This window comes from Methylomonas sp. LW13, from assembly GCF_016865255.1.
GTDB lineage: Bacteria > Pseudomonadota > Gammaproteobacteria > Methylococcales > Methylomonadaceae > Methylomonas.
Map to the genome: position 1 here is coordinate 4,810,544 of NZ_CP033381.1, position 23,581 is coordinate 4,834,124.

27 protein-coding genes are annotated in these 23,581 nt (G+C 50.3%); 3 read left to right on the plus strand and 24 right to left on the minus strand.

Going from position 1 to position 23,581, the window contains the following annotated elements:
* The first annotated feature begins 4 nt into the window (after positions 1-4).
* Genes JL719_RS21865 through JL719_RS21875 form a run of 3 tightly spaced genes read left to right on the plus strand, consistent with a single transcriptional unit; the run spans position 5 to position 2,797 of the window.
* The gene (locus tag JL719_RS21865) at positions 5-1,225 is read left to right on the plus strand and encodes an O-antigen ligase family protein (protein ID WP_033159423.1); all 1,221 of its coding nucleotides are present in this window, start codon (positions 5-7) and stop codon (positions 1,223-1,225) included.
* Positions 1,218-1,967 carry a glycosyltransferase family 2 protein gene (locus tag JL719_RS21870; protein WP_033159396.1) on the plus strand — a complete coding sequence of 250 codons (750 nt, stop codon included), beginning with the start codon at positions 1,218-1,220 and terminating at the stop codon, positions 1,965-1,967. Before JL719_RS21865 ends, JL719_RS21870 begins: the two co-directional genes overlap by 8 nt.
* Entirely contained in the window at positions 1,964-2,797 is an 834-nt protein-coding gene (locus tag JL719_RS21875; RefSeq protein ID WP_033159397.1) for a glycosyltransferase family 2 protein, read from the plus strand. The genes JL719_RS21870 and JL719_RS21875 overlap by 4 nt, the downstream gene beginning before the upstream one ends.
* Here the strand turns inward: JL719_RS21875 and JL719_RS21880 are convergent.
* The 24 genes from JL719_RS21880 to fbaA form a co-directional block, all read right to left on the minus strand.
* Positions 2,794-3,216 (minus strand): DUF2802 domain-containing protein, encoded by a 423-nt coding sequence (locus tag JL719_RS21880; protein WP_033159398.1) that lies wholly within the window; start codon positions 3,214-3,216, stop codon positions 2,794-2,796. The two genes, JL719_RS21875 and JL719_RS21880, sit on opposite strands and share 4 nt — an antisense overlap.
* The gene (locus JL719_RS21885; protein WP_165385994.1) at positions 3,216-3,380 is read right to left on the minus strand and encodes a hypothetical protein; all 165 of its coding nucleotides are present in this window, start codon (positions 3,378-3,380) and stop codon (positions 3,216-3,218) included. Before JL719_RS21885 ends, JL719_RS21880 begins: the two co-directional genes overlap by 1 nt.
* A 28-nt stretch (positions 3,381-3,408) precedes the next feature.
* The gene (locus JL719_RS21890) at positions 3,409-3,882 is read right to left on the minus strand and encodes a chemotaxis protein CheW (RefSeq protein ID WP_033159399.1); all 474 of its coding nucleotides are present in this window, start codon (positions 3,880-3,882) and stop codon (positions 3,409-3,411) included.
* Between the two features lie 21 nt (positions 3,883-3,903).
* Complete coding sequence (locus JL719_RS21895; RefSeq protein WP_033159400.1) at positions 3,904-4,635, minus strand: chemotaxis protein CheW; 732 nt, start codon at positions 4,633-4,635, stop codon at positions 3,904-3,906.
* A complete protein-coding gene (locus tag JL719_RS21900) occupies positions 4,632-5,435 on the minus strand; it encodes a ParA family protein (RefSeq protein ID WP_033159401.1) in 804 nt (267 codons plus the stop codon). The genes JL719_RS21895 and JL719_RS21900 overlap by 4 nt, the downstream gene beginning before the upstream one ends.
* Positions 5,432-6,313, minus strand: a complete 882-nt coding sequence (motD, locus tag JL719_RS21905; protein ID WP_033159402.1) for a flagellar motor protein MotD — start codon at positions 6,311-6,313, stop codon at positions 5,432-5,434. The genes JL719_RS21900 and motD overlap by 4 nt, the downstream gene beginning before the upstream one ends.
* 10 nt (positions 6,314-6,323) lie before the next feature.
* The gene (locus JL719_RS21910; RefSeq protein WP_033159403.1) at positions 6,324-7,070 is read right to left on the minus strand and encodes a flagellar motor protein; all 747 of its coding nucleotides are present in this window, start codon (positions 7,068-7,070) and stop codon (positions 6,324-6,326) included.
* Positions 7,070-8,164 (minus strand): protein-glutamate methylesterase/protein-glutamine glutaminase, encoded by a 1,095-nt coding sequence (gene cheB, locus JL719_RS21915; RefSeq protein WP_033159404.1) that lies wholly within the window; start codon positions 8,162-8,164, stop codon positions 7,070-7,072. Before cheB ends, JL719_RS21910 begins: the two co-directional genes overlap by 1 nt.
* A 9-nt stretch (positions 8,165-8,173) precedes the next feature.
* Positions 8,174-10,384, minus strand: a complete 2,211-nt coding sequence (locus tag JL719_RS21920) for a chemotaxis protein CheA (protein ID WP_033159405.1) — start codon at positions 10,382-10,384, stop codon at positions 8,174-8,176.
* Between the two features lie 10 nt (positions 10,385-10,394).
* Positions 10,395-11,117, minus strand: coding sequence for a protein phosphatase CheZ (locus JL719_RS21925; protein WP_033159406.1), 723 nt, complete (start codon positions 11,115-11,117; stop codon positions 10,395-10,397).
* A gap of 17 nt (positions 11,118-11,134) precedes the next feature.
* Positions 11,135-11,509: a chemotaxis response regulator CheY gene (locus JL719_RS21930; RefSeq protein WP_033193930.1), complete on the minus strand. Its 375-nt coding sequence runs from the start codon at positions 11,507-11,509 to the stop codon at positions 11,135-11,137.
* Positions 11,510-11,608: 99 nt separating this feature from the next.
* Complete coding sequence (locus JL719_RS21935; protein WP_033159407.1) at positions 11,609-12,355, minus strand: RNA polymerase sigma factor FliA; 747 nt, start codon at positions 12,353-12,355, stop codon at positions 11,609-11,611.
* The gene (locus tag JL719_RS21940) at positions 12,352-13,185 is read right to left on the minus strand and encodes a MinD/ParA family protein (protein WP_033159408.1); all 834 of its coding nucleotides are present in this window, start codon (positions 13,183-13,185) and stop codon (positions 12,352-12,354) included. The genes JL719_RS21935 and JL719_RS21940 overlap by 4 nt, the downstream gene beginning before the upstream one ends.
* Before the next feature lie 31 nt (positions 13,186-13,216).
* Positions 13,217-14,632 (minus strand): flagellar biosynthesis GTPase FlhF, encoded by a 1,416-nt coding sequence (gene flhF, locus JL719_RS21945; protein ID WP_033159409.1) that lies wholly within the window; start codon positions 14,630-14,632, stop codon positions 13,217-13,219.
* A 15-nt stretch (positions 14,633-14,647) separates the two neighbouring features.
* Positions 14,648-16,753: a flagellar biosynthesis protein FlhA gene (flhA, locus tag JL719_RS21950; RefSeq protein ID WP_033159410.1), complete on the minus strand. Its 2,106-nt coding sequence runs from the start codon at positions 16,751-16,753 to the stop codon at positions 14,648-14,650.
* 19 nt (positions 16,754-16,772) lie between these two features.
* Positions 16,773-17,900, minus strand: a complete 1,128-nt coding sequence (flhB, locus tag JL719_RS21955) for a flagellar biosynthesis protein FlhB (protein ID WP_033159411.1) — start codon at positions 17,898-17,900, stop codon at positions 16,773-16,775.
* Entirely contained in the window at positions 17,901-18,677 is a 777-nt protein-coding gene (gene fliR / locus JL719_RS21960; RefSeq protein ID WP_033159412.1) for a flagellar biosynthetic protein FliR, read from the minus strand.
* Complete coding sequence (fliQ, locus tag JL719_RS21965; protein ID WP_020483676.1) at positions 18,674-18,946, minus strand: flagellar biosynthesis protein FliQ; 273 nt, start codon at positions 18,944-18,946, stop codon at positions 18,674-18,676. Before fliQ ends, fliR begins: the two co-directional genes overlap by 4 nt.
* 9 nt (positions 18,947-18,955) lie before the next feature.
* On the minus strand, positions 18,956-19,702 hold the full coding sequence (fliP, locus tag JL719_RS21970; RefSeq protein WP_033159413.1) for a flagellar type III secretion system pore protein FliP: 747 nt from the start codon (positions 19,700-19,702) through the stop codon (positions 18,956-18,958).
* Positions 19,695-20,138, minus strand: a complete 444-nt coding sequence (gene fliO, locus JL719_RS21975) for a flagellar biosynthetic protein FliO (RefSeq protein WP_033159414.1) — start codon at positions 20,136-20,138, stop codon at positions 19,695-19,697. Before fliO ends, fliP begins: the two co-directional genes overlap by 8 nt.
* On the minus strand, positions 20,138-20,590 hold the full coding sequence (gene fliN, locus JL719_RS21980; RefSeq protein ID WP_020483679.1) for a flagellar motor switch protein FliN: 453 nt from the start codon (positions 20,588-20,590) through the stop codon (positions 20,138-20,140). The genes fliO and fliN overlap by 1 nt, the downstream gene beginning before the upstream one ends.
* 18 nt (positions 20,591-20,608) lie before the next feature.
* Complete coding sequence (gene fliM, locus JL719_RS21985) at positions 20,609-21,589, minus strand: flagellar motor switch protein FliM (RefSeq protein ID WP_033159415.1); 981 nt, start codon at positions 21,587-21,589, stop codon at positions 20,609-20,611.
* Entirely contained in the window at positions 21,590-22,138 is a 549-nt protein-coding gene (locus tag JL719_RS21990; RefSeq protein ID WP_033159416.1) for a flagellar basal body-associated FliL family protein, read from the minus strand.
* 283 nt (positions 22,139-22,421) lie between these two features.
* A complete protein-coding gene (gene fbaA / locus JL719_RS21995; RefSeq protein ID WP_033159417.1) occupies positions 22,422-23,501 on the minus strand; it encodes a class II fructose-bisphosphate aldolase in 1,080 nt (359 codons plus the stop codon).
* Positions 23,502-23,581 lie beyond the last annotated feature (80 nt).

Consider the following 23,581-nt stretch of genomic DNA (forward strand, 5'->3'; position numbering starts at 1 on the left):
AAATATGCTTGCATCCCCCCTGACATCCGAGACATCGCTCAACATCTGTCGCTGCCTCACTATTGCCGCTGCTATCGCCGCCCCCGTTTCCACGGCGGTTGCCAGCATAGCCAGCGTGGCGTTGCTGATATTCTGGCTACTTTCCGGCCAGGCAGTGCAGACCCTTAAGTTATCCTGGCAACAGCCTGTCGGAAAAATGATCGTGCTTTTCTTTGCCTGGTTAATCATCGGCACGCTTTACGCCGAAACAGACTGGCACAGCAAATTGGAAACCTTATCCAGCTGGAAAAAACTACTTTACGTGTTTCTGCTACTCGGTGTTTTTCAGCAATCGCAGTGGCAAAAACGTTTTGTCTACAGCTATTTTGTCGCCATGGTGGTGGCTGGCATGATTGCGATGCCGCTTTGGGCGTTGGATCTTATCGTTAGAGACGGCCGGGAAGCCGGTATTTTCATGACCAATCACGCCACCCAGAGCACTGCTTTTGTGGCGGCCCTGCTATGCGCTATCTTCCTGGTGCAGGAACCGCTAACCCCTCGTTGGAAATGTGCCGTGTGGGCGGGAATTGCCATATTTTTATTCAATATTTTCTTCATCAGTACCGGTAGGAGTGGCTATTTGGCCGTACCCATCGCCGCGGTTTTTGCATTGGGCTCGATATATGGCTACAGCAAACTACCACAAATTATTGGGATAGCCGCCATCGTGCTGGTGGCCTTTGGCCTGAGCTCCAACACCTTGCAAGACCGATTCAGACTGGCCTGGGACGAACAATCAAGCTATCAAAGCAGCCAGGATTTAACATCGGTAGGCATTCGGGTGGTCTTTTACAAAAACACCGTGGAACTCATCGAGAAAGCGCCTTGGTTTGGCTATGGCACGTCATCGTTCAAGCCGACCTACAGTAATTATGCCTTGGCCAAAAGCCAGGGATGGCAAGGCACCAGCACTAGCGACCCGCATAATCAATACCTGTTTATTTGGCTGGAAAACGGCTTGGTCGGCTTGCTGTTGTTCTTTGCTTATATTGTCGTCGCATTGCGCCAGGGCATGAATAACAAGCCCTACGGGCCGATTGCCGCCAGTTTTTTGGTGGCAATTTGTGCTTCAAGCCTGTTCAACTCGCATTTCAAAACTTTTGCTGAAGGCTATTTGCTGGCGTTTTTTCTCGGTGCCTTACTCAGTCATCCTGCCGACTCCACCCTTCGTCAGGCCAATGCTTAGCGTTATCGTCATCACCAAAAACGAGGCGCAACATATCGGCCGCTGCCTGGCATCGGTTGCTTGGGCCGATGAAATCATTGTTCTCGACTCGGGTAGTAGCGATGAGACTGTCGCGATTTGCCGACAATTTACCAACAAAGTCTTCATCACCGACTGGCCCGGGTTTGGCCCGCAAAAACAGCGGGCCTTGGATAAGGCGCGCGGCGACTGGGTGCTATCTATCGACGCCGACGAAGAAATCGGGCCGGCGTTAAAAGCCGAAATCCTGCAAGCCATGCAGCAAAACGAGGTGCAGGGCTTCGAAATCCCCCGCTTATCCAGCTACTGCGGCAAGCCAATCAAGCATGGCGGCTGGTGGCCGGATTACGTGCTTAGGCTGTTTCGCCGCGATGTCGGACGCTTCAGCAGCGAAGTCGTGCATGAGCGTATTGAGGTTAAAGGGGTTATCGGTCGGCTCAAAAACCCGCTTTGGCACGAAGCCTTCGTCGATCCCGCCGAGGTGCTGCATAAGATCAACGCTTATTCTTCGCTGGGTGCCGAGAAAATGTTCAATCACGGTAAGCGGGCCAGCTTGGGCAAAGCCATCGGCAAGGGCCTGTGGACCTTCATCCGCACTTACTTCGTCCAGGCAGCCATTTTGGATGGTGCAGAAGGCCTGATGCTGGCCATATCCAACGCCGAGGGCAGTTACTATAAATATCTGAAACTGCGCGAGCTTTGCCGCAAAACGGCAAACAAATGAATGGGTTGATCTCAGTCATCGTCACCACCTACAACTGGCCGGAAGCGCTTTCCGCCTGTTTACGCGCACTGATGGCTCAACGGGATCGCCGGTTTGAAATTATTGTCGCCGACGACGGTTCCGGCATTGCAACGCAGGAATTGATCAAAGGCTTTATCGAAACCAGCGAAATTCCACTAGGGCACGTTTGGCATGAGGATAATGGATTTAGGGCCGGCACCATTCGTAATAAAGCGGTTGCAGCCAGTCGCGGCGATTATCTGCTGTTTATGGACGGCGATTGCGTCGCGCTACCGGATTTTATTAGAAATCATCGGCAATTGGCCGAAACCGGTTATTTCGTTCCGGGCAACCGGCTGTTATTGAACGAAGCTTACACATCACGGGTATTAGGGCAAAAAATACCCCTGCACAAACAGTCACTTGGCTTTTTTTTATGGCAACGGCTGCAAGGCCGCATCAATCGTTTGTTGCCGTTACTGTACTTACCGCTGCACAGCTGGCGTTATCGGCAACCGCAGAATTGGCAAAAAGCCATGACTTGCAATCTGGCGGTCTGGAAAGACGATTTTCTGGCAACAAATGGTTTTGATGAAGTCTTCGAAGGCTGGGGATATGAAGATTCGGACTTGGTGATCCGCCTGATTCATCAAGGCGTCAAACGGAAGGAAGGCCGCTTTGCGGTACCGGTTTTACATCTTTGGCACCGGCATAACGATAGAAGTCAACACGATGAAAATTACCGGCGTTTGTTACAGAGGGTAGCGGATATATCGATAACTCGCGCGGAACGGGGCGTGGACCAGTATCTGGAAACGACCAGCGCCTAACCCAAACCGGAACGTTTGCCGCCGCCATGCAAACGCATTAATAAAACCGCTTCATCACGGGTCAAGCCGCAATCCCGGACCAGCGCCTCAATGCCAACCCCACTACGGATTTTTTGGATGACATCTTCATAGCCGCCTGCGGGGATAGGTTCAGCGGGCGCCACGTCAGCAACGGTTTGCCGTTGCGTGTTGACTTGATCGACAATGCTATTCAATCGCGAGTCGTTCGCCGCCAGCCGCCGATCAACAGCCACAGCGGCAGAGCAAAGGCCGGCCACATCCTCGTTGCTACGCTGCACCCGCTCTTCAAGACGCTGAAATTGTTGTTTTAGTGTTTGCTGCTGGCGCAACAGCCGAACTAACACCGCTAGCATAAATACGACTACCCCCGCCAAAACCAGCACTAAATATTCGCTCATCACACTATTTCGTCAACATGCTCGGCAGGCTGTTTATCGTCTTTGTTTGGGTCGGGTTTGGTCTGCGGTTGTTTTTGCGGCTGGCGCTTTTCACGCTCTTCGCGCTCGACCTTGTATATCGTGTGTACTGGGGAAAAAGGCGTGATCGGTGTTATTTCGGTCATGTTGCACCTCGCATGCCTAGTCAGGCAATCAAAACATATCCAGCTCGGCTTTTTCGTCGTCGCTGAGGAATTTATTCAAATCCACCAGAATTAACAACTGATTGTCGCGACTGGTGACACCTTGAATGTATTTTGAGCTTTCTTCATTGCCGACGTTAGGCGCGGTTTCAATCTCGGAAGCGCGCATTTCCACGACTTCGGCGACGCTATCAACCAAAATGCCGATGATATGCCGGTCGGTTTCGATGATCACTACCCGTGACGCATCATCGGTGTCTTTGGAAGGTAAGCCGAAACGGTTACGGGTATCGATCACCGTCACCACATTACCGCGTAAATTGATAATCCCCAATACATAGGACGGCGCGCCGGGCACCGGGGCAATTTCGGTAATCCGCAATACCTCTTGTACTTGCATGACATTGATACCGTACTTTTCGTCGCCTAGACAAAAAGTCACCCATTGCATGATAGGGTCGCCTTGTTTTTTATCTTCGCTCATTTTGCTTTATCCAGATGCTGTTTAACTATTTTTTCTATGCGGTACCAACTGTTTAACATCGATAATCGCTGTCAACTCGTCTATTACCGTACCGATTAACCATGGTTTTTTTTGTCTGGCCGTTCGCCATCTGACCCCATCGGGCTTTACTTTACCGATGGAGAGAATTTCATCACACACCAAACCCCATTTTTTATCCTGGGTGATTAAAATGCGCTCGAACGGATATTCTTCACTATCAGGCTGCAAGCCTCGGCTTTTACCAAAAATCAGCTGCCGGGTATCAAGCACGCCGATACGGCTATCGTGCTCATCCAGCAACCCCAGAAACCAAGAGGGTTGTCCGGGAATTTTCGTGGGCTTGCGGTCGATTTTGATCGTTCTCGACAACTCGATCAGCGGCGTTGCCAATATCAGCTTATCAACCTTAAAAAACAAAGCCTGAAACTCGTACTGCGACCAATCCGGCATTATAGACAGTGCCTGTAGTTTAGCCGGGATTTCCGGCTCTACAAGCTTGGGTTGCCGGTTCCTGACCAGTGCTTTGGAGCTTGCTTTTGGACTGCCGGTCACGACCGGAGCAGGATCCGGCAATTTGATAGGCTCCTCAACAACAAGCTGTTCCAGCAATATTGCCGGTTTTACGCTAACAGCTTCCTCTGCCTCGGGCACCTCATCCAACAGAGTCTGCAAATAAACATCGAGCGCTAACTGTTGATGAACGATACTGGGGGGTGGTTTTGCCTGAGTCATTTATGCGGTGCCAAGTTTTTGTCTGGACTCTTATCAAGCAATAACAGTTCCAACAATTCGGCATAGGCTTCGGCCGCACGCGCGCTTTTGTCGTACAGGGGTAAGGGAATACCGGCCTGGCTGGCATCCCGCACTTTAGTATCCACCGGGACGACCGAACTCCAGGCATTGTCTGGATACTGTTGATGTAAGGCCGCTAAGCTGTCGCGAGCCGCCTTGGTGCGTTTATCAAACATGGTCGGTACGATAGTGAATTTAGGCGGTGTTTTCCGGGAATGAAAAACCATTTTTATGGTATGCACCATTCTATCCAGCCCTTTTAGGGCCAGGAATTCAGCTAAAACCGGAATCACTAAATGATCGCAGGCCGCCAGCGCATTGATCATTAACACCCCCAACATCGGCGGGCTGTCGATAATCACATAGTCGTATTGGTCGGCCATTTTGTGCAATGCGGTAGCAACCACCAAGCCCATGCCGCCGATTGCGGCGACCTGCCTATCCAAGGTGGCTATAGCAGTGGATGCTGGCAAGACATCAATACCGTCGAAGTCGGTTTTGGCGATATAGACCTGAGGATCGACGTTTTTCTTTTTCTCGCTGGCGTCGAGAAATAAATTGTAAACGCCAAGCTCGATCTCATCCGGATTCATCTTGAAATAGCTGGTCAACGAACCATGGGGATCCAAATCGACCAGCAAAGTCCTGAACCCCCAGGACGACAACAAGCCACCCAGCGTCACCACGGTAGTCGTTTTACCGACCCCGCCTTTTTGATTGGAAACTGACCATATTTTCATAACTGAGCCGGCGCTTCCGGCGTCTTTTCAACTGCGGTTTCAGGTGGCGAACTGGGCTGTGACGGCGCCAAATTCAGCACTTTCGCGCGTTCGTCGTCAGTCATGCCGTAACGAGCAAAGGCTTGCGACATCAGCACCAATACAACTCGCCGATTTTTAAAACGCCCCTCCTCGTCTTTGTTATCGGCGATCGGATGAAATTCTCCATAGCCCACCGCCGATAATCGTGTCGCCGGAATATTGTTTTTCACCAATTCTTTGACCACACTGGTTGCCCTGGCTGAGGACAAGTCCCAATTGGATGGATAAAAGCCGGTGGAAATCGGTACGTTGTCGGTATATCCCTCGACATTGATCACGTTGGGTACGTCGCGCACGGCCTCTGCAACTTTCTGCAACACCGGAACGGCCTTGCTGGAGAGCTCGGCCTTACCGCTGGCAAACAGTAACTCGCTATTCATTTCCAGTTCCACCCAGAAATCGTGCTGTTTGATACCCACCAACTGGCTTTCCACAAAAGGCTGCAAGGCTCGTTGAAACTCCTGCGACACTTCATCCAGCCGGCGTTTTTCCTGCATGATTTCTTCGCTCAGCTCTCTTTCCTCGGCCGTCATCAAATTTGGCAATTCAATCGGCTGGATCGTGGTGGGAATCGTGCCAACCTGAATCGGCTCTGCTTCTTTTTGAATCTTCTCGTTGTGAAACAGAGCCTGGTCCAGCGATTCGGAGAATGTTTCGTACTTACCCTTATTTACCGAGGAAATCGAATACATCACCACAAAAAACGCAAACAGCAAGGTCACAAAATCCGCGTAAGACACCATCCAGCGGTCGTGATTATCGGCCTGTTGCAATGGTCTACGTCTGCGCCGACTCATAAGGCCTCCCTTATTTTTCCAATAAAAAGCCGGATAATTTCAACTCGATATTGCGCGGGTTCTCGCCCTCTGCTATCGACGAAATGCCTTCTATCACCATTTCCCTGGCTTGCGATGCTTCGAAAATCAGACTCTTCAGCTTATTGGCGATAGGAATAAACAACAGATTGGCCAAGCCAACACCGTAAATAGTCGCCACGAAAGCTGTCGCGATACCGCTACCCAATAACTCCGGCTTGGCGAGGTTCTGCATCACATGAATCAAGCCTATTACCGCGCCGATAATGCCGATCGTCGGCGCATACCCACCCATCGCCTCGAAAACCCTGGCAGCTTGAGTATCCAAATGCTCCTTTGTCGTTAGCTCAACCTCAAGGCAATCGCGTATCACTTCCGGCTCGTTACCATCGACCAACAACTGCAAACCTTTTTTGGCAAAACTGTCTTTTTCGGTTTCGATAACCGATTCCAAGCCCAGCAAGCCTTCCTTGCGGGCCAGAGAGCTCCATCGCACGATTTTGTCGATTTGCTTTTTGAGCTGCAAATTTTGCGGCACAAAAATCCAACTCAAAATGCGTAAACTGCGCAGAAAAACCTTGGGCGGAAATTGCAACAGTGTCGCTCCCAGCGTACCGCCCACCACAATAATAAAGGCATGAAAATTGATCAGGGACCCGAGTTCTCCTCCCCCCATTAGGTTACCGCCGATAATCGCGGCAAAGCCTATCAACACACCCAAAATACTGAGAATATCCATCAATGTAATTTTTTAAATTGGTTGGCAATCTCTTCCAGAGAATAAATATGATCCGCCAGACCGGCTTCTGCGATGGCTTTCGGCATGCCGTAGATAGTACTTGTCGCCTCGTCCTGCGCCCAGATTTGCGCGCCGCGCTGCCTTAACTTCATAGCGCCAGCCTTGCCGTCTGCGCCCATGCCGGTCAACACCACTGCCAACACATGCCCGGCGAATACCTCGGCAAGCGAGTCAAAAGTAATATCAACACAGGGACTATAAATTTCCCCACTTTGCTTGGCCCGCAACACAATCCGCCGCTCACCGGCTACTTGCTTAACTTGCATCTGCATTGCACCTGGCCCCAATAACGCGGTCCCCGGCTGCAATACGTCACCATCCCGCGCCTCCCTGACATTAATATTGCAAAGCAAATTCAAGCGTTCGGCAAAGCTTTTGGTGAAATTAGGCGGCATATGTTGCACCAGCAATATGGGTATCGAACACTCAGCCGGAATTTTGCTCAGCACGTATTGCATGGCGACCGGCCCGCCAGTCGAGGCGGCAACCACCAAAAGCTCGATTTTGCTGCTGGTTGCAGTTTTGGGCCACGCGGACGCAGCGCGTATCGGCTTAACTACGGGGTTTTCGGCGGTTGAGCTCTGATGTTCTTCTTGATTCACGCGCGGCAGAGGTCGTGGGGAAGACATTCTAGTCGCCTGAGAAGCCACCATTCTCACTCTATATCTCAGTAAGTAGCGAGCCGTTTCACGATTAGCATCAATGTCTTCCAACTGCTTGGGCAAAAAGTCGATAGCGCCGGCATTCAACGCATCCAGAGTGGCTTGAGCGCCGACTTGCGTCATTGCCGAAAACATTAGTATCGGACAGGGCCGGGTGCCCATGATTTTTTTGACTGCCGTGATACCATCCATGATTGGCATCTCCACATCCATGGTGATAACGTCCGGTTGCAGACTTGCCGCAAGTTCTATAGCTTCGCGACCGTCGTGAGCGACGCCTATCACTTTAAACTCTTGATCCTCTTCTAAAATTTCCCGAATTCTTTTACAGATAAAACTGGAGTCGTCGACGATCAGCACCCGAATGGTCATATTGCCGCGTCACATCGCATACTTCTTCATCAGGCCAGGCACATCGAGTATCAGCGCTATCTTGCCGTCACCGGTGATGGTTGCTCCCGCCAATCCTTCCAATCCATGTAACTTGGCACCCAGCGCTTTAATCACCACTTCTTCCTGACCGATTAATTGATCCACCACGAATCCGACATGCCTGCCGCCAGCGTTGACGACCACCACATGATTGGTCGGCTGCGTTTCGCCTGTGAAATAAGAACCTCTAACCAGCCACTCACTTAAATAAAACAGCGGCAAGGCCTTGTTTCTGACCATTACCACCAATTGACCATCTACCTTATTGGTTTTGCTCAAATCCAGATCGAGTATTTCCAAGACGCTGGCCAAGGGTAACGCGAAAGCCTGCCCGCGCAACTTCACCATAAGGGTCGGCATAATAGCCAAAGTCAACGGCACCTTGATGATAATGGTGCTGCCCTTGCCTTCCACCGAATCAATTTCCACCACGCCGTTCATTTGCGCGATCCGTGTTTTCACCACGTCCATGCCGACACCGCGACCGGACACGTCGGAAATTTCAGTTTTGGTGGAAAATCCGGGCAGAAAAATCAGGTTGTAACACTCTTTATCGTCAAGACGGGCGGCGCTTTCTTCATCCATCAAGCCTTTTTCCACTACTTTGGCGCGCAGTATGTCGGGGTTCATGCCCTTGCCGTCGTCTTTGATGGACAACTGGATATGATCACCTTCCTGAGACGCTTTCAATATCACCACGCCTTCCCGAGGTTTGCCGTTGGCTTCGCGCTCATCCGGCGATTCGATTCCGTGATCTACCGCATTCCTGACCAAATGCACCAAAGGATCCGCCAGAGCCTCGACCAGATTTTTGTCGAGATCGGTTTCTTCACCCACCAACTCCAGCCTGATTTCTTTTTTCAGACTTCTAGCCAAATCGCGTACCACACGCGGAAAACGTCCAAAGACTTTTTTGATTGGCTGCATCCGGGTTTTCATGACCGCCAATTGCAAATCGGCGGTCACCACGTCCAGATTGGATATCGCCTTGGACAACTGCTCGCCTGCTTCAGCATTGGCTTTAAGCGTCTGGAAACGGTTACGCACCAGAACCAGCTCGCCGACCATGTTCATAATATCGTCCAAAATCTGAGTATCTACCCTGACGGTGGTATCGGCTTGGGGTGTGGCGGCTTTACTTTTGTCGGAAACGGAATCTACTACCGGCGCTACTTTGCCTAAGCTATTTTCCGGCTCTACATCGACGGACGGTTTTGCGACCGGCTCAGGTTTAGCCGCCACGAACGGTTTCTCGACAGGCAACTCTACATTTTTAATTGGTGGGTTTTTTTCACCCGCAGCCGGCTCATCAATCTTGCCCAAATTGGCAGCATCGAACTTACCTTTGCCGTGCAAAGCATCAAGTACCTTATCGAACTCCTCATCGGTAATATCGCCGGAATCGCTGGCGGGCGCAGACGGCTCGGTTTTTACCGAAAACTTGCCTTTGCCATGCAACTCGTCCAGCAGATTTTCAAACTCGTCTTCACTGATTTCGTCATCCGCCGCCGGCGCTGCCGATTGCGCCGCAATGTTCGCGGTCGGAGAACCGCCCTTACCATGCAGCGCATCCAGCAAATCTTCGAATTCCTGCTCGGTAATTTCATCGCCATCTTCCGAGGCGGATTCGCTGGCCAATAACTCCTCTGGATCGAGCATTGCATCATAGTCTTGCGCTGCGGATTCTTGAGGGGATAGCGGCGGGGTGGATTCGAAGGTTTCGTTGATGACAGCGGCTTCAACCGCTATCTCAGCAGGCGCGGCAGCTTCGGCCGGCCCCGCGTAAGATTTCAAGCGTTTTAATAGACCTTGATCGGCCGATTTTGGCGTATTACCGGAACGGACTTGCCCGAACATCTCGTTGACGATGTCCACGACTTGCAAAATCACGTCCATCAAATCCGGCGTGACTTGGCGATCACCCTGCCTGAGTACGTTAAAAACGTCTTCGGCGTTATGACAAACATCGACCAAAGCGCTGATAGCCAGAAAACCAGCGCCGCCCTTTATGGTGTGGAACCCACGAAATATCGAGTTGAGAAGATCAAGGTCGCCAGGTGATTGCTCCAGCTCCACAAGCTGCTCACCCAATGAATCAAGAATCTCCCCGGCCTCGACCAGGAAGTCTTGCAATATTTCGTCGTCCAGATCGATCGCCATGTTGTTTTCCTCAGAAACCTAGACTAGACAGTAAATCGTCAACATCGACCTGACTGGTGGCCACATCACCGGCTCTGTCATCTACTCCGGGGACAACCGGTCCGGGCACTTCGGGCTGCAACGCGGCACCGCTGCTTGACGTAATTTTACGACTGGAAATTTTGATCAGATTCACCATGCTGCCTTCAAGATCCTGCACCAAATCGATAACCCGGCGGATAATCTGCCCGGTAATATCTTGAAACCCTTGCGCCATCAATATATCGCTTAGGCCCGCCTGGATTTTCTCCAGAGACACTTGCGACTGCTCAAAATACTGACTGAGATCGGCGCTCATGGCCTTAAACTCGTCGAACGGCATTTCCCGATCCAAAAAGCGATTCCATTGCGCCGACAATTGTTTAACCTGCCCGTTTAGCTCATCTGATACCGGCAACAACTCTTCAACGGCGGTTAAGGTTTGATCTGCGGCTTGCTCCGTCATCGCGATCACATAATGCAGACGCTCCTTGGCATCCGGTATATCGTGCTCAGCCATGGCTGCTATTTTTGAGTCGACGGAAAAACTCACCATAGTGTCGTGCAATTGGCGAGTTAGGCGGCCAATTTCTTTAAACAATTGTGTTTCTCTTAATCCGGCTACTTGATCAAGAATTTCATCGGCAGCCGCTTCGTCGCACTTTTCTAATGCTGCGACCAAATCTCGGGCCAAACTCAGCAGGTCAGTATTCATGGTAATCTCCCTGTGCTTCAGCCGTCGATGCGTTCAAAAATCTTTTCGATTTTCTCTTTAAGCGTAGCAGCCGTAAAAGGCTTGATGACATAACCATTTACACCGGCCTGTGCAGCCATAATGATTTGCTCGCGCTTGGCTTCAGCTGTGACCATCAACACCGGCAGATTGGCCAAACTGGGAGTAGACCTGACGGCCTTCAATAAATCGATGCCGGTCATGCCCGGCATATTCCAGTCAGTAATCAAAAAATCGATACCGCCTTTTTCCAGAATAGGCAGTGCTGTTTTACCGTCGTCCGCTTCCACGGTGTTGGTAAAACCCAGATCTTTCAACAGGTTTTTTACTATTCTCCGCATTGTCGAAAAGTCATCGACAACCAGAATACGCATATTTTTATCCAAGGATAATCTCCACCCAGATTACTTTATTGTTAAGAAACCGCTAAATTGTGACCAATAATTGCGAAAAATTCCTGCAATAACCACACATTAGCTGCACTTTTCATTATCTTTCCCTTCCACCCAATCCGCAAGTCTAGCGCGTAAGCGCAACATCGCCTGACTACAAATTTGGCTAACCCGCGATTCGCTGACATCAAGCACCTTGCCTATCTCACGCAAATTCAGCTCTTCGTCGTAATACAGCGATATGACTAAGCGCTCCCGTTCCGGTAATTCCGAGATGGCCTTGGCTAGGGCTTTTTGAAAATTCTGTTGGATCAGCACATCTTCCGGCTGCTGATTGCCGTGCACATCATCTATAACACTGTCTTCGCCTTGCACCAATTCTTCGACGCTAAAGGTCTTACAAGACACCGCGTCCTGCAAAATATGATGGTATTCAGTCAGATCGATACCCATATGTCCGGCCACTTCGGTATCCTTGGCATCACGTCCCAGTTGATTCTCAACCTCGCGTATCGCCTCCGCCACCATCCGGGCTTTCTTATGCACCGAACGCGGCGTCCAATCCGAACGGCGCAGTTCGTCCAACATGGCCCCGCGAATCCGGATACCGGCATAGGTATCGAAACTGGCACCCTGCCCAGCATCATAATGTTTCAGCGCTTCCAGCAAGCCCAGCATGCCGGATTGAATCAAATCATCGAGCTGCACCGTATCGGGCAGTCGTCCCATTAAGTGGTAGGCAATGCGTTTTACCAGCGGCGCATGCTGAATGACTAAGGCATCAACATTTCCAGCCTGCACAGCAGCATACATTGCCGCTCCACTCATGCAACATCCTCTTTCGCGCTGTACTGAATCATCCGTTCGACAAAAAACTCCAGGTAGCCGCCCGCTTTGGGCTTGATCGGCCAGCTGTCGATTTTTCGCGCCAAATTCTTAATCGCCAGCGCCGCCTTACTTTGCGGGAATGCTTCCACCACTGGCGTTTGTTTTTGCACGGATTTTTTCAAATATTCGTCCTGCGGCACCGCGCCGACAAACTGCAAGGCCACATCCAAATAACGGTCGGTTACCTTACTCAGCTTATTGAACAAGGCCTGTCCATGCTCAGCCGACTGCACCATATTCGTAATGATATGAAAGCTATTCAACCCGTAATCTCTATTCAACAGCTTGATATACGCATAAGCATCAGCCAACGAGGTGGGTTCGTCGCAAACCACCACGATTATTTCTTGGCAAGCCCGGGCAAAATTCACCACGCTTGCCGAAATACCGGCAGCGGTATCGACGATCAACACATCCAACTCTCGGTCGATTTCGCTAAAAGCCCTTATCACGCCGGCTTGCTCGATACTCGACAAATCGGACATCCGCTGAATACCCGACGACGCCGGAATGATTTTCAGCCCCGAAGGTCCGGTCATCATGATTTCCTTCAAGCTTTTTTCGCCGCTCAATACATGCGACAAATTGAATTCGGGAAACATGCCCAGCAAAATATCGACATTAGCCAAGCCCATATCGGCATCGAGTATCGCCACCCGCCTACCCATTTTAGACAGCGCCACGCCGATATTGACGGAAAGATTGGTTTTGCCAACCCCGCCCTTGCCACTTGTTACCGCGATTACTCGCACCGGTTTCATATGTCTCATTTGTCTAATTCCAGCTGCCTGATCGAATGACTTATGCATGGCTTTCCGCCAGCCAGTCTTCAACATTCACATCGTCGCCATAGCCATGGTCCTGATCGACACTTTCCATACACTGCCGAATCAAAGCATCGGCATCGGGCAAGTAAATATCTTCCGGAACCTGCTGACCGTCAGTGATAAATGACAATGGCATACGCCGCTCGATAATCGCCGACAACGCGGTACCTTTGCTAACTGCCTCATCAAACTTGGTTAGTATAGTCGCTTGTGGTTCGAGTATTCGGAACGCATCCATAATTTCCAGCATTGCTTTGTATTGCGTGGTGGCGGACATCACCAGATAAGAGCGTATAGGCAAATCGCCGTGTTGCAAGGTTTTCAGCTGCTCGGCCAAACGCATATCGCGCTGACTCATGCCGGCGGTGTCGATCAAAATCAGGCGTTTATCGGAAAAACTATTGATATGCCTGCGCAATTCTTCCGCATCACCCGCTACTCTGACCGGCACATCCAAAATTCTGCCGTACGTATTGATTTGCTCGTGCGCGCCTATCCGATAATTATCGGTGGTAATCAGCGCGATCTGCCTGGAACCGTGTTTTAAAATAAATTGCGCAGCCAATTTAGCGACTGTCGTGGTTTTACCGACCCCGGTAGAGCCAACCAACGCGGCGATACCGCCTTGATCCAACAGGTTGTCGTCGGCTATCGGCACCAGTCTGGCCAACATTTCCTGGGCTTTGCCAATGGCCAAATCGAATTGCTTGTGGCTACCCAACCGGTTGGCTATCTTGCCTGCCAAGTTTTTCGAGAAGCCACACTCCAACATCCGGTCGCGCAAATCATCGTGTAAAGGTAGCCCGTGTTGCGGCATTTGCATGACGATATTCGACAGTTTGCTGTCCAACATCGTCCGCAGTTCTTTCATTTCCGCACGCATTTCGTCGATAAATTTATCGCCGTTGTGCGCTTGCACCGGCCGTGGCTCGGTCAACGGTTTGATTTTGGGATCGGCACTTGCCCAGGCTGGTTTTTCAATTTTTTCAACTTGGCGAACTTTTTCGGCGATTTTCTGTGCGTTGTTATGCCCAACCTGGAGTTTTTCGGCATAACCGACGTATTGATCCAGGTTGCGACGGATCGGATTTTCCGGAATGCTGCCTTCCGCGCCGCGTTTTCTGGCGCTGCTTAAAACATGCAGCGATTTCTTTTCGGCTTCGAGATCGGGCAAATCGACTTTTTTAACTTCATTGGGCGGCGATTTTTCGTCTTCGCGTTGCTTGAGATTTTTATGAATGACCTGTTCGTCAAAGTCGCGGGCCGCCACGATTTCCACGCCGCCATCCACCGAACGGTTGGACATAATCACTGCATCGGCGCCCAATTCTTCTTTGACCATGCGCATGGCCTGCCGTATGTCTGCTGCAAAAAAGCGTTTAATTTTCATCGCGCAACCTCTGTTTTATTGTCCCCGCTGTCCCACTGTGGAAACCACCCTGATCTGCCGATCTTGCGGGATTTCATTATAGGCCAGCACATGTAAGCCGGATATCGAATGACGAACGAAGCGAGCCAACCAAGGACGAATATAAGAAGACACCAACAACACTGCGGTTTGTCCTTCCATTTCCATCCTTTGCGCACTTTCCTCCAGGGATTTGTGCATCTGCTCGGCTAGACCCGGTTCTAAACCCGCACCACCTTCGCCCGCCGTCTGCAATGACCTATGCAATATCTGTTCCAATCCAGGATCGAGGGTAATAACCGGAATCTCTGTCTGTACACCATTGATTTCATGGACAATTGAGCGCCCCAAGGCCGCCCGCACCGCTGAGGTCAAGATGTCCGGATCTTGACTCTTCACCCCGTACTCCGCCAAAGTTTCGGCGATGGTTCGTAAATCGCGAATGGAAACCCGCTCTTGCAGCAGATTTTGCAGAACCTTGACCAAAATACCCAAGGGCAAGGTTTTCGGCACCAGATCCTCGACCAGCTTCGGCGCCACTTTGGACAAGTTATCCAGTAACTGCTGCGCCTCCTCGTAACCGAACAATTCATGCGCATTGCTTTGCAGAATATGACTGAGATGCGTGGCCACCACGGTGCTGGGATCGACGACCGTGTAACCCAGAGTTTGCGCTTGGTCTTTTTGATTGGCGTCGATCCAGATCGCATCCAAACCAAACGCCGGATCCTTACAAGGCGCGCCTTGCAAAGTACCGAACACCCGGCCGGGATTAATCGCCATTTCTTTCTCGGGCATGATATTGGCTTCGCCGACGCTCACGCCCATCAAGGAAATCCGGTATTCGGTAGGCGACAAATCCAGGTTGTCCCGAATATGCACCGACGGAATTAGAAAACCCAGCTCTTGCGACAATTTCTTGCGCACACCCTTGATACGCATCATCAATTGCCCGCCCTGATTTCTATCCACCAGCGGAATCAAGCGGTACCCCACTTCCAGGCCAATGGCATCGACCGGCATTACATCGTCCCAGCCCAATTCCTTGATCTCGGTTTTGGCCAGTTGCTGCGGCGAAACGATACGTTCCATTTCCAGGGCTTTTTCTTCCTCCAACTTACGGCGTCTGTCGATCAAATAAGCGCCACCGACCAATGTCAGAGCTAACAGGATAAACACCAGATTCGGCATGCCGGGAATGATACCCAGGATACCCATCACCGCCGCCGTCACCAGCAAGGTACGAGGATCTTCGAACAGCTGTGAACTTAACTGTTTACCAATATCCTGCTTGCTGCCGCGAACCCGCGTCACCACCATCGCCGCGGCCACCGACAACAACAGCGATGGAATCTGCGCCACCAAACCGTCACCGATGGTCAGCAACACATAAATATTGGCGGCGTCGGCAAAGCTCATGCCGTGTTGGCCCACGCCTATCGCCAAGCCGCCTATCATGTTCACGAACAAAATGATGATGCCGGCTACCGCGTCGCCACGCACGAATTTACTGGCGCCATCCATGGAGCCGTAAAAATCCGCTTCGGCAGCCACTTCTTCCCGGCGGGCACGCGCTTCATCCTGATTGATCAACCCGGAATTCAAATCGGCGTCGATGGCCATCTGCTTGCCAGGCATCGCATCCAAGGTAAACCGAGCACTCACCTCCGCTACCCGTCCGGCACCTTTGGTGACCACCATAAAATTGATGACCACCAAGATCGCAAACACCACGATACCGACCGCGAAATTGCCGCCGATGACGAACGAACCGAAGGCTTCAATGACTTTCCCGGCGGCATCCCCACCCTCATGCCCGCGAATCAACACGACCCGGGTGGAAGCCACGTTCAAGGACAGCCGCAACAAGGTTGCGACCAGAATGACGGTAGGAAATGAGGCAAACTCCAGCGGCTTGAGGGTGTAAATCACCACCAACAAGATGATCAGCGAAAACGCGATATTGAAGGTAAAAAACAGATCCAGCACAAACGGCGGCAGCGGCAAAATCAACAACGCCAGCAACATCACGATCAATAGTGGCGCGCCCAAGCCCAAGCCGGTCAGCGCCTTAAGTGAGTTGAGTATTTTCGTAAAATCCATAATTCAGCTCGATACCGGGCTATTGCTTAAAGTCGTCGGGTACTTGCACATCGGTAGGCGGAACCGGTTTGTTCCAGCCGTATTGCGTCGAAGCCCGTAATTGAAAAACATAGGCCAATACTTGAGCGACGGCTAAGAATAAGCCGCGAGGTATTTCCTGATTCAGGTCGGTGGAATAGTATAAAGCTCTTGCTAGCGAAGGCGCTGCGACCAAGGGTACTTGCGAGGCCATTGCCAGCTGGCGGATCTGTGCGGCAACTAAATCCGTGCCTTTGGCAACCAGCAAAGGTGCACCATTGCCGTTCTGATCGTATTTTAAGGCTACCGCGAAATGGGTAGGATTGGTGACGATGACGTCGGCACTAGGCACCGCATCCATCATCCGCCGCTGCGCGGCCTCCATCTGCATGCGGCGGATTTTGCCTTTAACTTCCGGATTACCCTCTTGATCCTTAGCCTCGTCCCGAACTTCCTGCTTGGTCATTTTCAGTTGGCGCTGGTGATTCCATAACTGATAAGGGGCATCCAGCATTACCAACAATAAAAAGGTAGCACTCAAAATCACTAAACAGAAGGAAATAATATCGCCGACATGATGGATGGCTTGATCGAGCGGCAAGCGGCTCAAGCCCATGAAATCGTCGAAATACAGTTTGAACAAATTCCAGGAGACAATCGCAACCAGTATGGTTTTGATGATGGCCTTGACCAATTCGACCAAGCCTTGAATTCCGATGATTTTTTTTATCCCGGTCAGCGGATTGAGCTTGGAAAACTTCATTTCGAAGGCTTCGCTGGTAAAGTTCCAGCCACCCAACATCATCGCCGCTGCCAAATCGGCAATCACCAACACCACCAAAAACGGCAGGATCACCCACAAACCTTCGGCAAACGCCGCCTTCAGATAAATCAGCGGAGTCGCCGGATCGAACACAGCCTCCCGCGACAACTGCAAGGGATGCTTCATCATCTCCAGCATACTGCGCCACATGCCTTGCCCGAAATAGAAAAACAGCGCCGAACTGGTAATCAACGTTACAAAAGTGTTGAGTTCCTTGGAACGGGGAATCTGGCCTTTTTTACGCGACTCGCTAAGTCGCTTGCCGGTGGGGTCTTCGGTTTTATCTTGACCGGAATCTTCCGCCATTTATTGCAACCTCAATAATGCATGGACCAGCGCGAAGCCGTTGTGCAGCATATCGCTAAAACCTTCCAGCATGGTCGGCAGGCCAATCCAGATTAAGCCCATACCGAGCATGATGGTGATAGGGAAGCCGACTCCGAATATCTGTAGCTGCGGCGCCGCTTTTGACGCCACACCGAAGCTGATGTTGACGAATAACAAGGTCGCCATCACCGGCATAGCCAGCAGCAGGCCATCAGCGACTATCAGACTGCTCCAACTGATTACTCGCCACACATCGCTCTTATCCATACCCATACTGCCGACCGGTAATGTATGGAAGCTTTGCGCCAACATCTCGATCAGCAATAAATGGCCATCCACCGCGAGAAATAACAAGCTGCCGCTAATCACAAATAGTTGGGCGATCACCGGCACCTGCACCCCAGTTGCCGGATCGACCATGGATGCAAAGCCCAAACCCATGCTGTAAGCGATAGTCTGTCCGGCAAACAACATGATGGAAAACACCATTTGCAGGATGAAGCCTGTGGTCAGCCCCAAGGCGACTTGCTGTACCGCCACCATAAACCCTTGGTAGCCAAATATTTCAATATCCGGCATCGCCGGCAAAGTTGGCATAATGACCCAGGTAATCAATAAGCTGGCGATCAATCTGACTTTGGCCGGCACCGCTTTCACGCTAAAAACCGGCACGGTGATGAACATGGAACTGATGCGAAAGAATGGCCAGACAAACGAAGCAAGATACCGCAGTAGCTCGTCTTCGCCGAAGTTCATCCTATTAGCGTAGGAATATCGCGCATCAAATCTTGGAAATAATCGATGAGCATTTGTAACATGCCGGGACCGGCTATCATCAACACGGCGATAATAGTCGCCAGCTTGGGGATAAAGGTCAGAGTCTGTTCTTGAATCGAAGTCGCCGCCTGAAACATGGACACCAGCAAACCGACAACCAAGGAGGCAATCAGGATAGGACCCATTAATTTCAGGGAAATCAATACGGTGTCCTGGGCTATTGCCGAGATGGTTTCCGGTGTCATCATCGGCTTGGCCTATACGTAAAAGCTGGCTGCCAGCATTTCCATCACCATGGTCCAACCGTCCGCCAGCACAAACAACATAATCTTGAACGGCAACGACACGATCATCGGTGACAGCATCATCATACCCATAGACATCAATACACTGGCAACCACCAGATCGATGACCAGGAACGGCAGAAAAATTAGAAAGCCTATCTGAAACGCGGTTTTCAATTCGCTAGTCACATAAGCCGGCACCAACAAGGAAAACGGCACATCTTCCGGCTTGTCAATTTGTTCACGGCCAGAGATACGTACAAAGGTATCCAAATCCGCCTCGCGGGTTTGCTTGAGCATGAACTGTTTAAACGGCTCGGAGGCATTTTGTAAGGCAGTCACTGCGTCAATTTTTTCTTCCATGTACGGCTGCACGGCGGTTTCATTCACTTTCTCCAGAACCGGCATCATAATGAAAATAGTTAGAAATAGAGATAGCCCCAATAACACTTGGTTACTTGGCGCTTGTGCGGCACCTATGGCTTGGCGTAGCAAGCCCAGTACGATCATGATGCGAGTAAACGAAGTCATCGATAACAACAATGCCGGCAATAAGGTCAGCATAGTCATCAACGCTAAAATCTGGATGGTAACCGTATAGGTTTCGCCACCTTTAGGGTTACTGGTAACGGTAATAGCATCTATGCCTACTGCGGCGTAAACAGCTTCCGGCAAAAACAGTAAGCCTATTATCAGGCAGGAAAAAATCAACTTAATCATGGTGCTTACCTTGCATGACCTGCAGCAATTTCTTGGCAAATACGCTGGTTTCCTGCCCGTCTGCGCTATTCATAAACAAGCGCTGGTCGCCTTCAAGCTCAAGCAGTTTATCGATACGCCCGCCACTAACGCCTAACAGTAGCTGTTTTTCACCGACTTTAACCAAAACCAATTTTTCACGCATACCCAATGACAATCCGGCCAGCACTGCCAACTGACTTTTACCGACAAAAGCCAAACTGCCGGTTTTACGTAATAGCCACACCGACAGAAAAAATAGCGCCAACACCAATAGCAACGCCAACAGCCATTGTGCGACATCCCCGGAAGTCACTACTTTCGCGGTCTGCCTGGGCAACGTAGCCGCTTCGTCAGCCCATGCAACAGGTGCAATCAATACCGAAATAATTTGGGTAGACAGGCGAGATACAGTCATCAGCCGAGCTTTCTGACTCGCTCCGACGGACTGATAATGTCGGTCAGCCGAATACCAAATTTGTCGTTAACCACCACGACTTCGCCGTGAGCGACTAAGGTTCCATTCACCAATACATCCATCGGTTCGCCGGCAAAACGATCCAGTTCCACAACAGAGCCCTGGTTTAGCTGCAATAAATTGCGGATATTAATTTTGGTTCGACCGATCTCCAGCGACACCGTCACCGGCACATCGAGAATGACGTCCAGCTTGACTTCATCACTGCTGGGACCGTTATTTCTGGATTTTTGCTCGCTAAACTCGGGAAACTCCGCTGCGGCAAAACCTTGTTGAGAGCTCTTGGCGGCGTTTGCTTGTTCCTTCAGCGCGTCACCCCAATCAGCTTCAGCATCGGCTTGCTCGTTCATCGCTGCGGCCCAGTCGTCGCCGATTTCGTCGTTTTCACTCATGCTTATCCTTCCCTGCTGTCAAATATTATCCAGCGTCATTTTTTCTGTAATTTCGATGGCGTAGTTACCATCGGAAAGCCCTAATTTGCCCCGAAAAACCGGCACATCCTCAACTTCGAGTAATACGGTTTCCGGCATTTCTATAGGAATCACATCGCCTTTTTTAAGCTCAATCACTTCGCTGATAGACATTTCTTTTTCTATCAGTTTACTGTTGACGACCACTTCGCTACGCATAATTTCAACTCTTAGCGAATCTTGCCAACGGCCATCCACCTCACCCCGGTCGCTGGTTACCGCATCCAGCAATTCTCTGATAGGTTCAATCATGGAGTAAGGCATTGCAATATTGATATCGCCACCGCCGCCCTCCAACTCCACATGGATAGTGGAAATCACCACGATTTCCGAAGGACTGACAATGTTGGCGAACTGCGGATTGACTTCTGAATTGATGTATTCAAAGTCAATATCCATCACGGGTTTCCAGGCTTCGGCTAAATCCTTGAAAATCATGTCGATGATCAGCCGAATAATGCGCATTTCGGTCGGCGTGAACTCCCTGCCTTCTACCTTGTTATAAAACTGACCGCCACCGCCGAAAAAGTTATCGACAGCGGTAAACACCAGTCGCGGCTCCATCACGATCAATGCCCGCCCGCGTAAAGGCGACATCCGAATCACATTCAAATTAGTCGGTACGAATAAACCCTGAATGAATTCGGAAAACTTCTGTACTTGAATCCCGGATACGGAGATTTCTGCGGCACGCCGCAAAAAGTTAAATAACGCTATCCGAAAATGGCGAGCGAAGCGCTCGTTGACCATTTCCAAGGTGGGCATCCGCCCCCGAACAATCCGTTCCTGACTGTTAAAATCATAGACTCTCGCTGTGCCTCGACTGTAGTCTTCATCAGCCCCTGTATCGACGTCGCCATCGTCCACGCCATGCAGTAGCGCATCGATTTCGTCTTGTGATAATAGATCGGCGGTTGACATTTATTGCATTACAAATTCAGTGAAGTACACATCTTTAACGGTGTTTTTACCGGCCATTTTTTCCAAAACTTTACCAATTTCGGCTTGCATCATGGTTTTTAACTCTTGTTTTCCTTCCAAGGTTTTCGCCTTTTCCGCACCCACTGCACTGATGGCCATCAACAAATTGTTGCGTATCATCGGCTCATGCTTTTTCATCGCATCCTTACTCGCCTCACCTTTCATCAGTATTGTCAGGGATATTCTGATCACTTTTGCGCCGGAGCCGGCGGGAAAATTAACCAATAAGGGGCTTGGTAAATCATAATAAACATCAGGCTCAGCGACTTTTTCGTGGCCGGCCTCTTCTTCATGCGCTGCTTCATCCTTGTGCTCCGCCTTGTCGTGCTTGGCATCGCCTTCTTCTTTATGCTCGGCGTCAGCCGGCTTATTCAGAAAGAAATAAGCCCCACCTCCCGCGCCAGCCAAAACCAAGACAACCGCGACGATTATTATGATTATTTTCTTGGAAGACTTCTTACCTTCTTCTTTCCCATGGGCTTCTGCCATTTTCCACCTTTTAAATTTTTACAGCACAATACGCGCCAAAATATTCAAGCTCAATCAGACCACTGTACGAAAATCAGCTGGATTTGATCATACAAGAAAAAACATCGTTTTAGAATAATAGTATAGCCGTCACTGGAAAGCAGTTAGGCAAAAAGCGGAGCTCAGGTATGCACAAAATACCTGGAGGAATTGTAGCTGTTAAGTCAAATTTTTGACTCAGCTTGTGGATGTTTTGCAGAAAGAACTGCAAAGACCTCACGGCCTTTGCAGCTTTATCAAGATATTACAGCGAATTAACTGCGTTTAATTCTTGGAAGGCTTGCTCTAAACGAGTCACCATGCCAACTTGCCCGGCACGTTGCCAAACACGTGGGTCATAGTATTTTTTGTTCGGTTTATCGGCACCTTCCGGGTTACCGATTTGACTTTGCAAATAGCCTTCGTTCTTTTTGTAAAACTCCATCACACCGGCCCAGCTAGCCCATTGAGTATCGGTATCGATGTTCATTTTGACAACACCGTAACTGATGGATTCTTTGATCTCTTCAGGAGAAGAACCTGAACCACCGTGGAAAACGAAGTTCAATGTGTTATGCGGCAAACCGAATTTCTCGGAAACAAATTTTTGAGAATTGTCCAGAATTTTCGGCGTCAATTTAACGTTACCTGGAGAGTAAACGCCATGAACGTTACCGAACGATGCGGCGATAGTGAATCTGTGACTGATTTTGCTCAGTTGCTCGTAAGCGTAAGCAACGTCTTCAGGTTGGGTATACAGCGCAGAATGATCCATACCGCTGTTGTCGACACCGTCTTCCTCACCACCGGTACAACCCAGTTCGATTTCCAGAGTCATACCCATTTTGGACATGCGCTCCAAATACTTACCGCAGATTTCAATGTTTTCTTGCAAACTTTCTTCGGAAAGATCCAGCATGTGCGAGCTGAACAAAGGCTTGCCGGTTGCAGCGAAGAATTTTTCACCTTCATCCAGCATGCCGTCTACCCATGGCAGCAATTTTTTTGCCGCGTGATCTGTATGCAAAATAACAGGTACGCCATACAGTTCCGCCATGCGGTGAACATGGTGAGCACCGGAAATGGCGCCAACGATAGAGCAACCTTGGCCTTCCAGTTTCAGACCTTTACCAGCAACGAATGCGGCGCCGCCATTAGAAAATTGAATGACGACAGGTGACTTGGCTTTTGCTGCCGCTTCCAATACCGAGTTAATGGTATCGGTGCTGATGACGTTTACAGCCGGCAACGCAAAATTATTTTCTTTGCAGATAGCAAAGATTTTTTGTACATCTTCACCGGTGACAACACCCGGCTTAACAACATCAAATATTTTTTGTGGCATAAATTTTATCCTGTTAATAACAAATCAAGGCCGCGTACTCGATTCGGCGGCCTTGCAAATCTTAAACAACCGAGTGCCTG

What these genes read in the sequence shown, in the direction of transcription:
- JL719_RS21865 (WP_033159423.1), top strand. Translation starts at nt 5, where the DNA reads ATGCTTGCATCCCCCCTGACATCCGAGACATCGCTCAACATCTGTCGC.
- JL719_RS21870 (WP_033159396.1), top strand. Translation starts at nt 1,218, where the DNA reads ATGCTTAGCGTTATCGTCATCACCAAAAACGAGGCGCAACATATCGGC.
- JL719_RS21875 (WP_033159397.1), top strand. Translation starts at nt 1,964, where the DNA reads ATGAATGGGTTGATCTCAGTCATCGTCACCACCTACAACTGGCCGGAA.
- JL719_RS21880 (WP_033159398.1), bottom strand. Translation starts at nt 3,216, where the DNA reads ATGAGCGAATATTTAGTGCTGGTTTTGGCGGGGGTAGTCGTATTTATG.
- JL719_RS21885 (WP_165385994.1), bottom strand. Translation starts at nt 3,380, where the DNA reads ATGACCGAAATAACACCGATCACGCCTTTTTCCCCAGTACACACGATA.
- JL719_RS21890 (WP_033159399.1), bottom strand. Translation starts at nt 3,882, where the DNA reads ATGAGCGAAGATAAAAAACAAGGCGACCCTATCATGCAATGGGTGACT.
- JL719_RS21895 (WP_033159400.1), bottom strand. Translation starts at nt 4,635, where the DNA reads ATGACTCAGGCAAAACCACCCCCCAGTATCGTTCATCAACAGTTAGCG.
- JL719_RS21900 (WP_033159401.1), bottom strand. Translation starts at nt 5,435, where the DNA reads ATGAAAATATGGTCAGTTTCCAATCAAAAAGGCGGGGTCGGTAAAACG.
- motD (WP_033159402.1), bottom strand. Translation starts at nt 6,313, where the DNA reads ATGAGTCGGCGCAGACGTAGACCATTGCAACAGGCCGATAATCACGAC.
- JL719_RS21910 (WP_033159403.1), bottom strand. Translation starts at nt 7,070, where the DNA reads ATGGATATTCTCAGTATTTTGGGTGTGTTGATAGGCTTTGCCGCGATT.
- cheB (WP_033159404.1), bottom strand. Translation starts at nt 8,164, where the DNA reads ATGACCATTCGGGTGCTGATCGTCGACGACTCCAGTTTTATCTGTAAA.
- JL719_RS21920 (WP_033159405.1), bottom strand. Translation starts at nt 10,384, where the DNA reads ATGGCGATCGATCTGGACGACGAAATATTGCAAGACTTCCTGGTCGAG.
- JL719_RS21925 (WP_033159406.1), bottom strand. Translation starts at nt 11,117, where the DNA reads ATGAATACTGACCTGCTGAGTTTGGCCCGAGATTTGGTCGCAGCATTA.
- JL719_RS21930 (WP_033193930.1), bottom strand. Translation starts at nt 11,509, where the DNA reads ATGCGTATTCTGGTTGTCGATGACTTTTCGACAATGCGGAGAATAGTA.
- JL719_RS21935 (WP_033159407.1), bottom strand. Translation starts at nt 12,355, where the DNA reads ATGAGTGGAGCGGCAATGTATGCTGCTGTGCAGGCTGGAAATGTTGAT.
- JL719_RS21940 (WP_033159408.1), bottom strand. Translation starts at nt 13,185, where the DNA reads ATGAGACATATGAAACCGGTGCGAGTAATCGCGGTAACAAGTGGCAAG.
- flhF (WP_033159409.1), bottom strand. Translation starts at nt 14,632, where the DNA reads ATGAAAATTAAACGCTTTTTTGCAGCAGACATACGGCAGGCCATGCGC.
- flhA (WP_033159410.1), bottom strand. Translation starts at nt 16,753, where the DNA reads ATGGATTTTACGAAAATACTCAACTCACTTAAGGCGCTGACCGGCTTG.
- flhB (WP_033159411.1), bottom strand. Translation starts at nt 17,900, where the DNA reads ATGGCGGAAGATTCCGGTCAAGATAAAACCGAAGACCCCACCGGCAAG.
- fliR (WP_033159412.1), bottom strand. Translation starts at nt 18,677, where the DNA reads ATGAACTTCGGCGAAGACGAGCTACTGCGGTATCTTGCTTCGTTTGTC.
- fliQ (WP_020483676.1), bottom strand. Translation starts at nt 18,946, where the DNA reads ATGATGACACCGGAAACCATCTCGGCAATAGCCCAGGACACCGTATTG.
- fliP (WP_033159413.1), bottom strand. Translation starts at nt 19,702, where the DNA reads ATGATTAAGTTGATTTTTTCCTGCCTGATAATAGGCTTACTGTTTTTG.
- fliO (WP_033159414.1), bottom strand. Translation starts at nt 20,138, where the DNA reads ATGACTGTATCTCGCCTGTCTACCCAAATTATTTCGGTATTGATTGCA.
- fliN (WP_020483679.1), bottom strand. Translation starts at nt 20,590, where the DNA reads ATGAGTGAAAACGACGAAATCGGCGACGACTGGGCCGCAGCGATGAAC.
- fliM (WP_033159415.1), bottom strand. Translation starts at nt 21,589, where the DNA reads ATGTCAACCGCCGATCTATTATCACAAGACGAAATCGATGCGCTACTG.
- JL719_RS21990 (WP_033159416.1), bottom strand. Translation starts at nt 22,138, where the DNA reads ATGGCAGAAGCCCATGGGAAAGAAGAAGGTAAGAAGTCTTCCAAGAAA.
- fbaA (WP_033159417.1), bottom strand. Translation starts at nt 23,501, where the DNA reads ATGCCACAAAAAATATTTGATGTTGTTAAGCCGGGTGTTGTCACCGGT.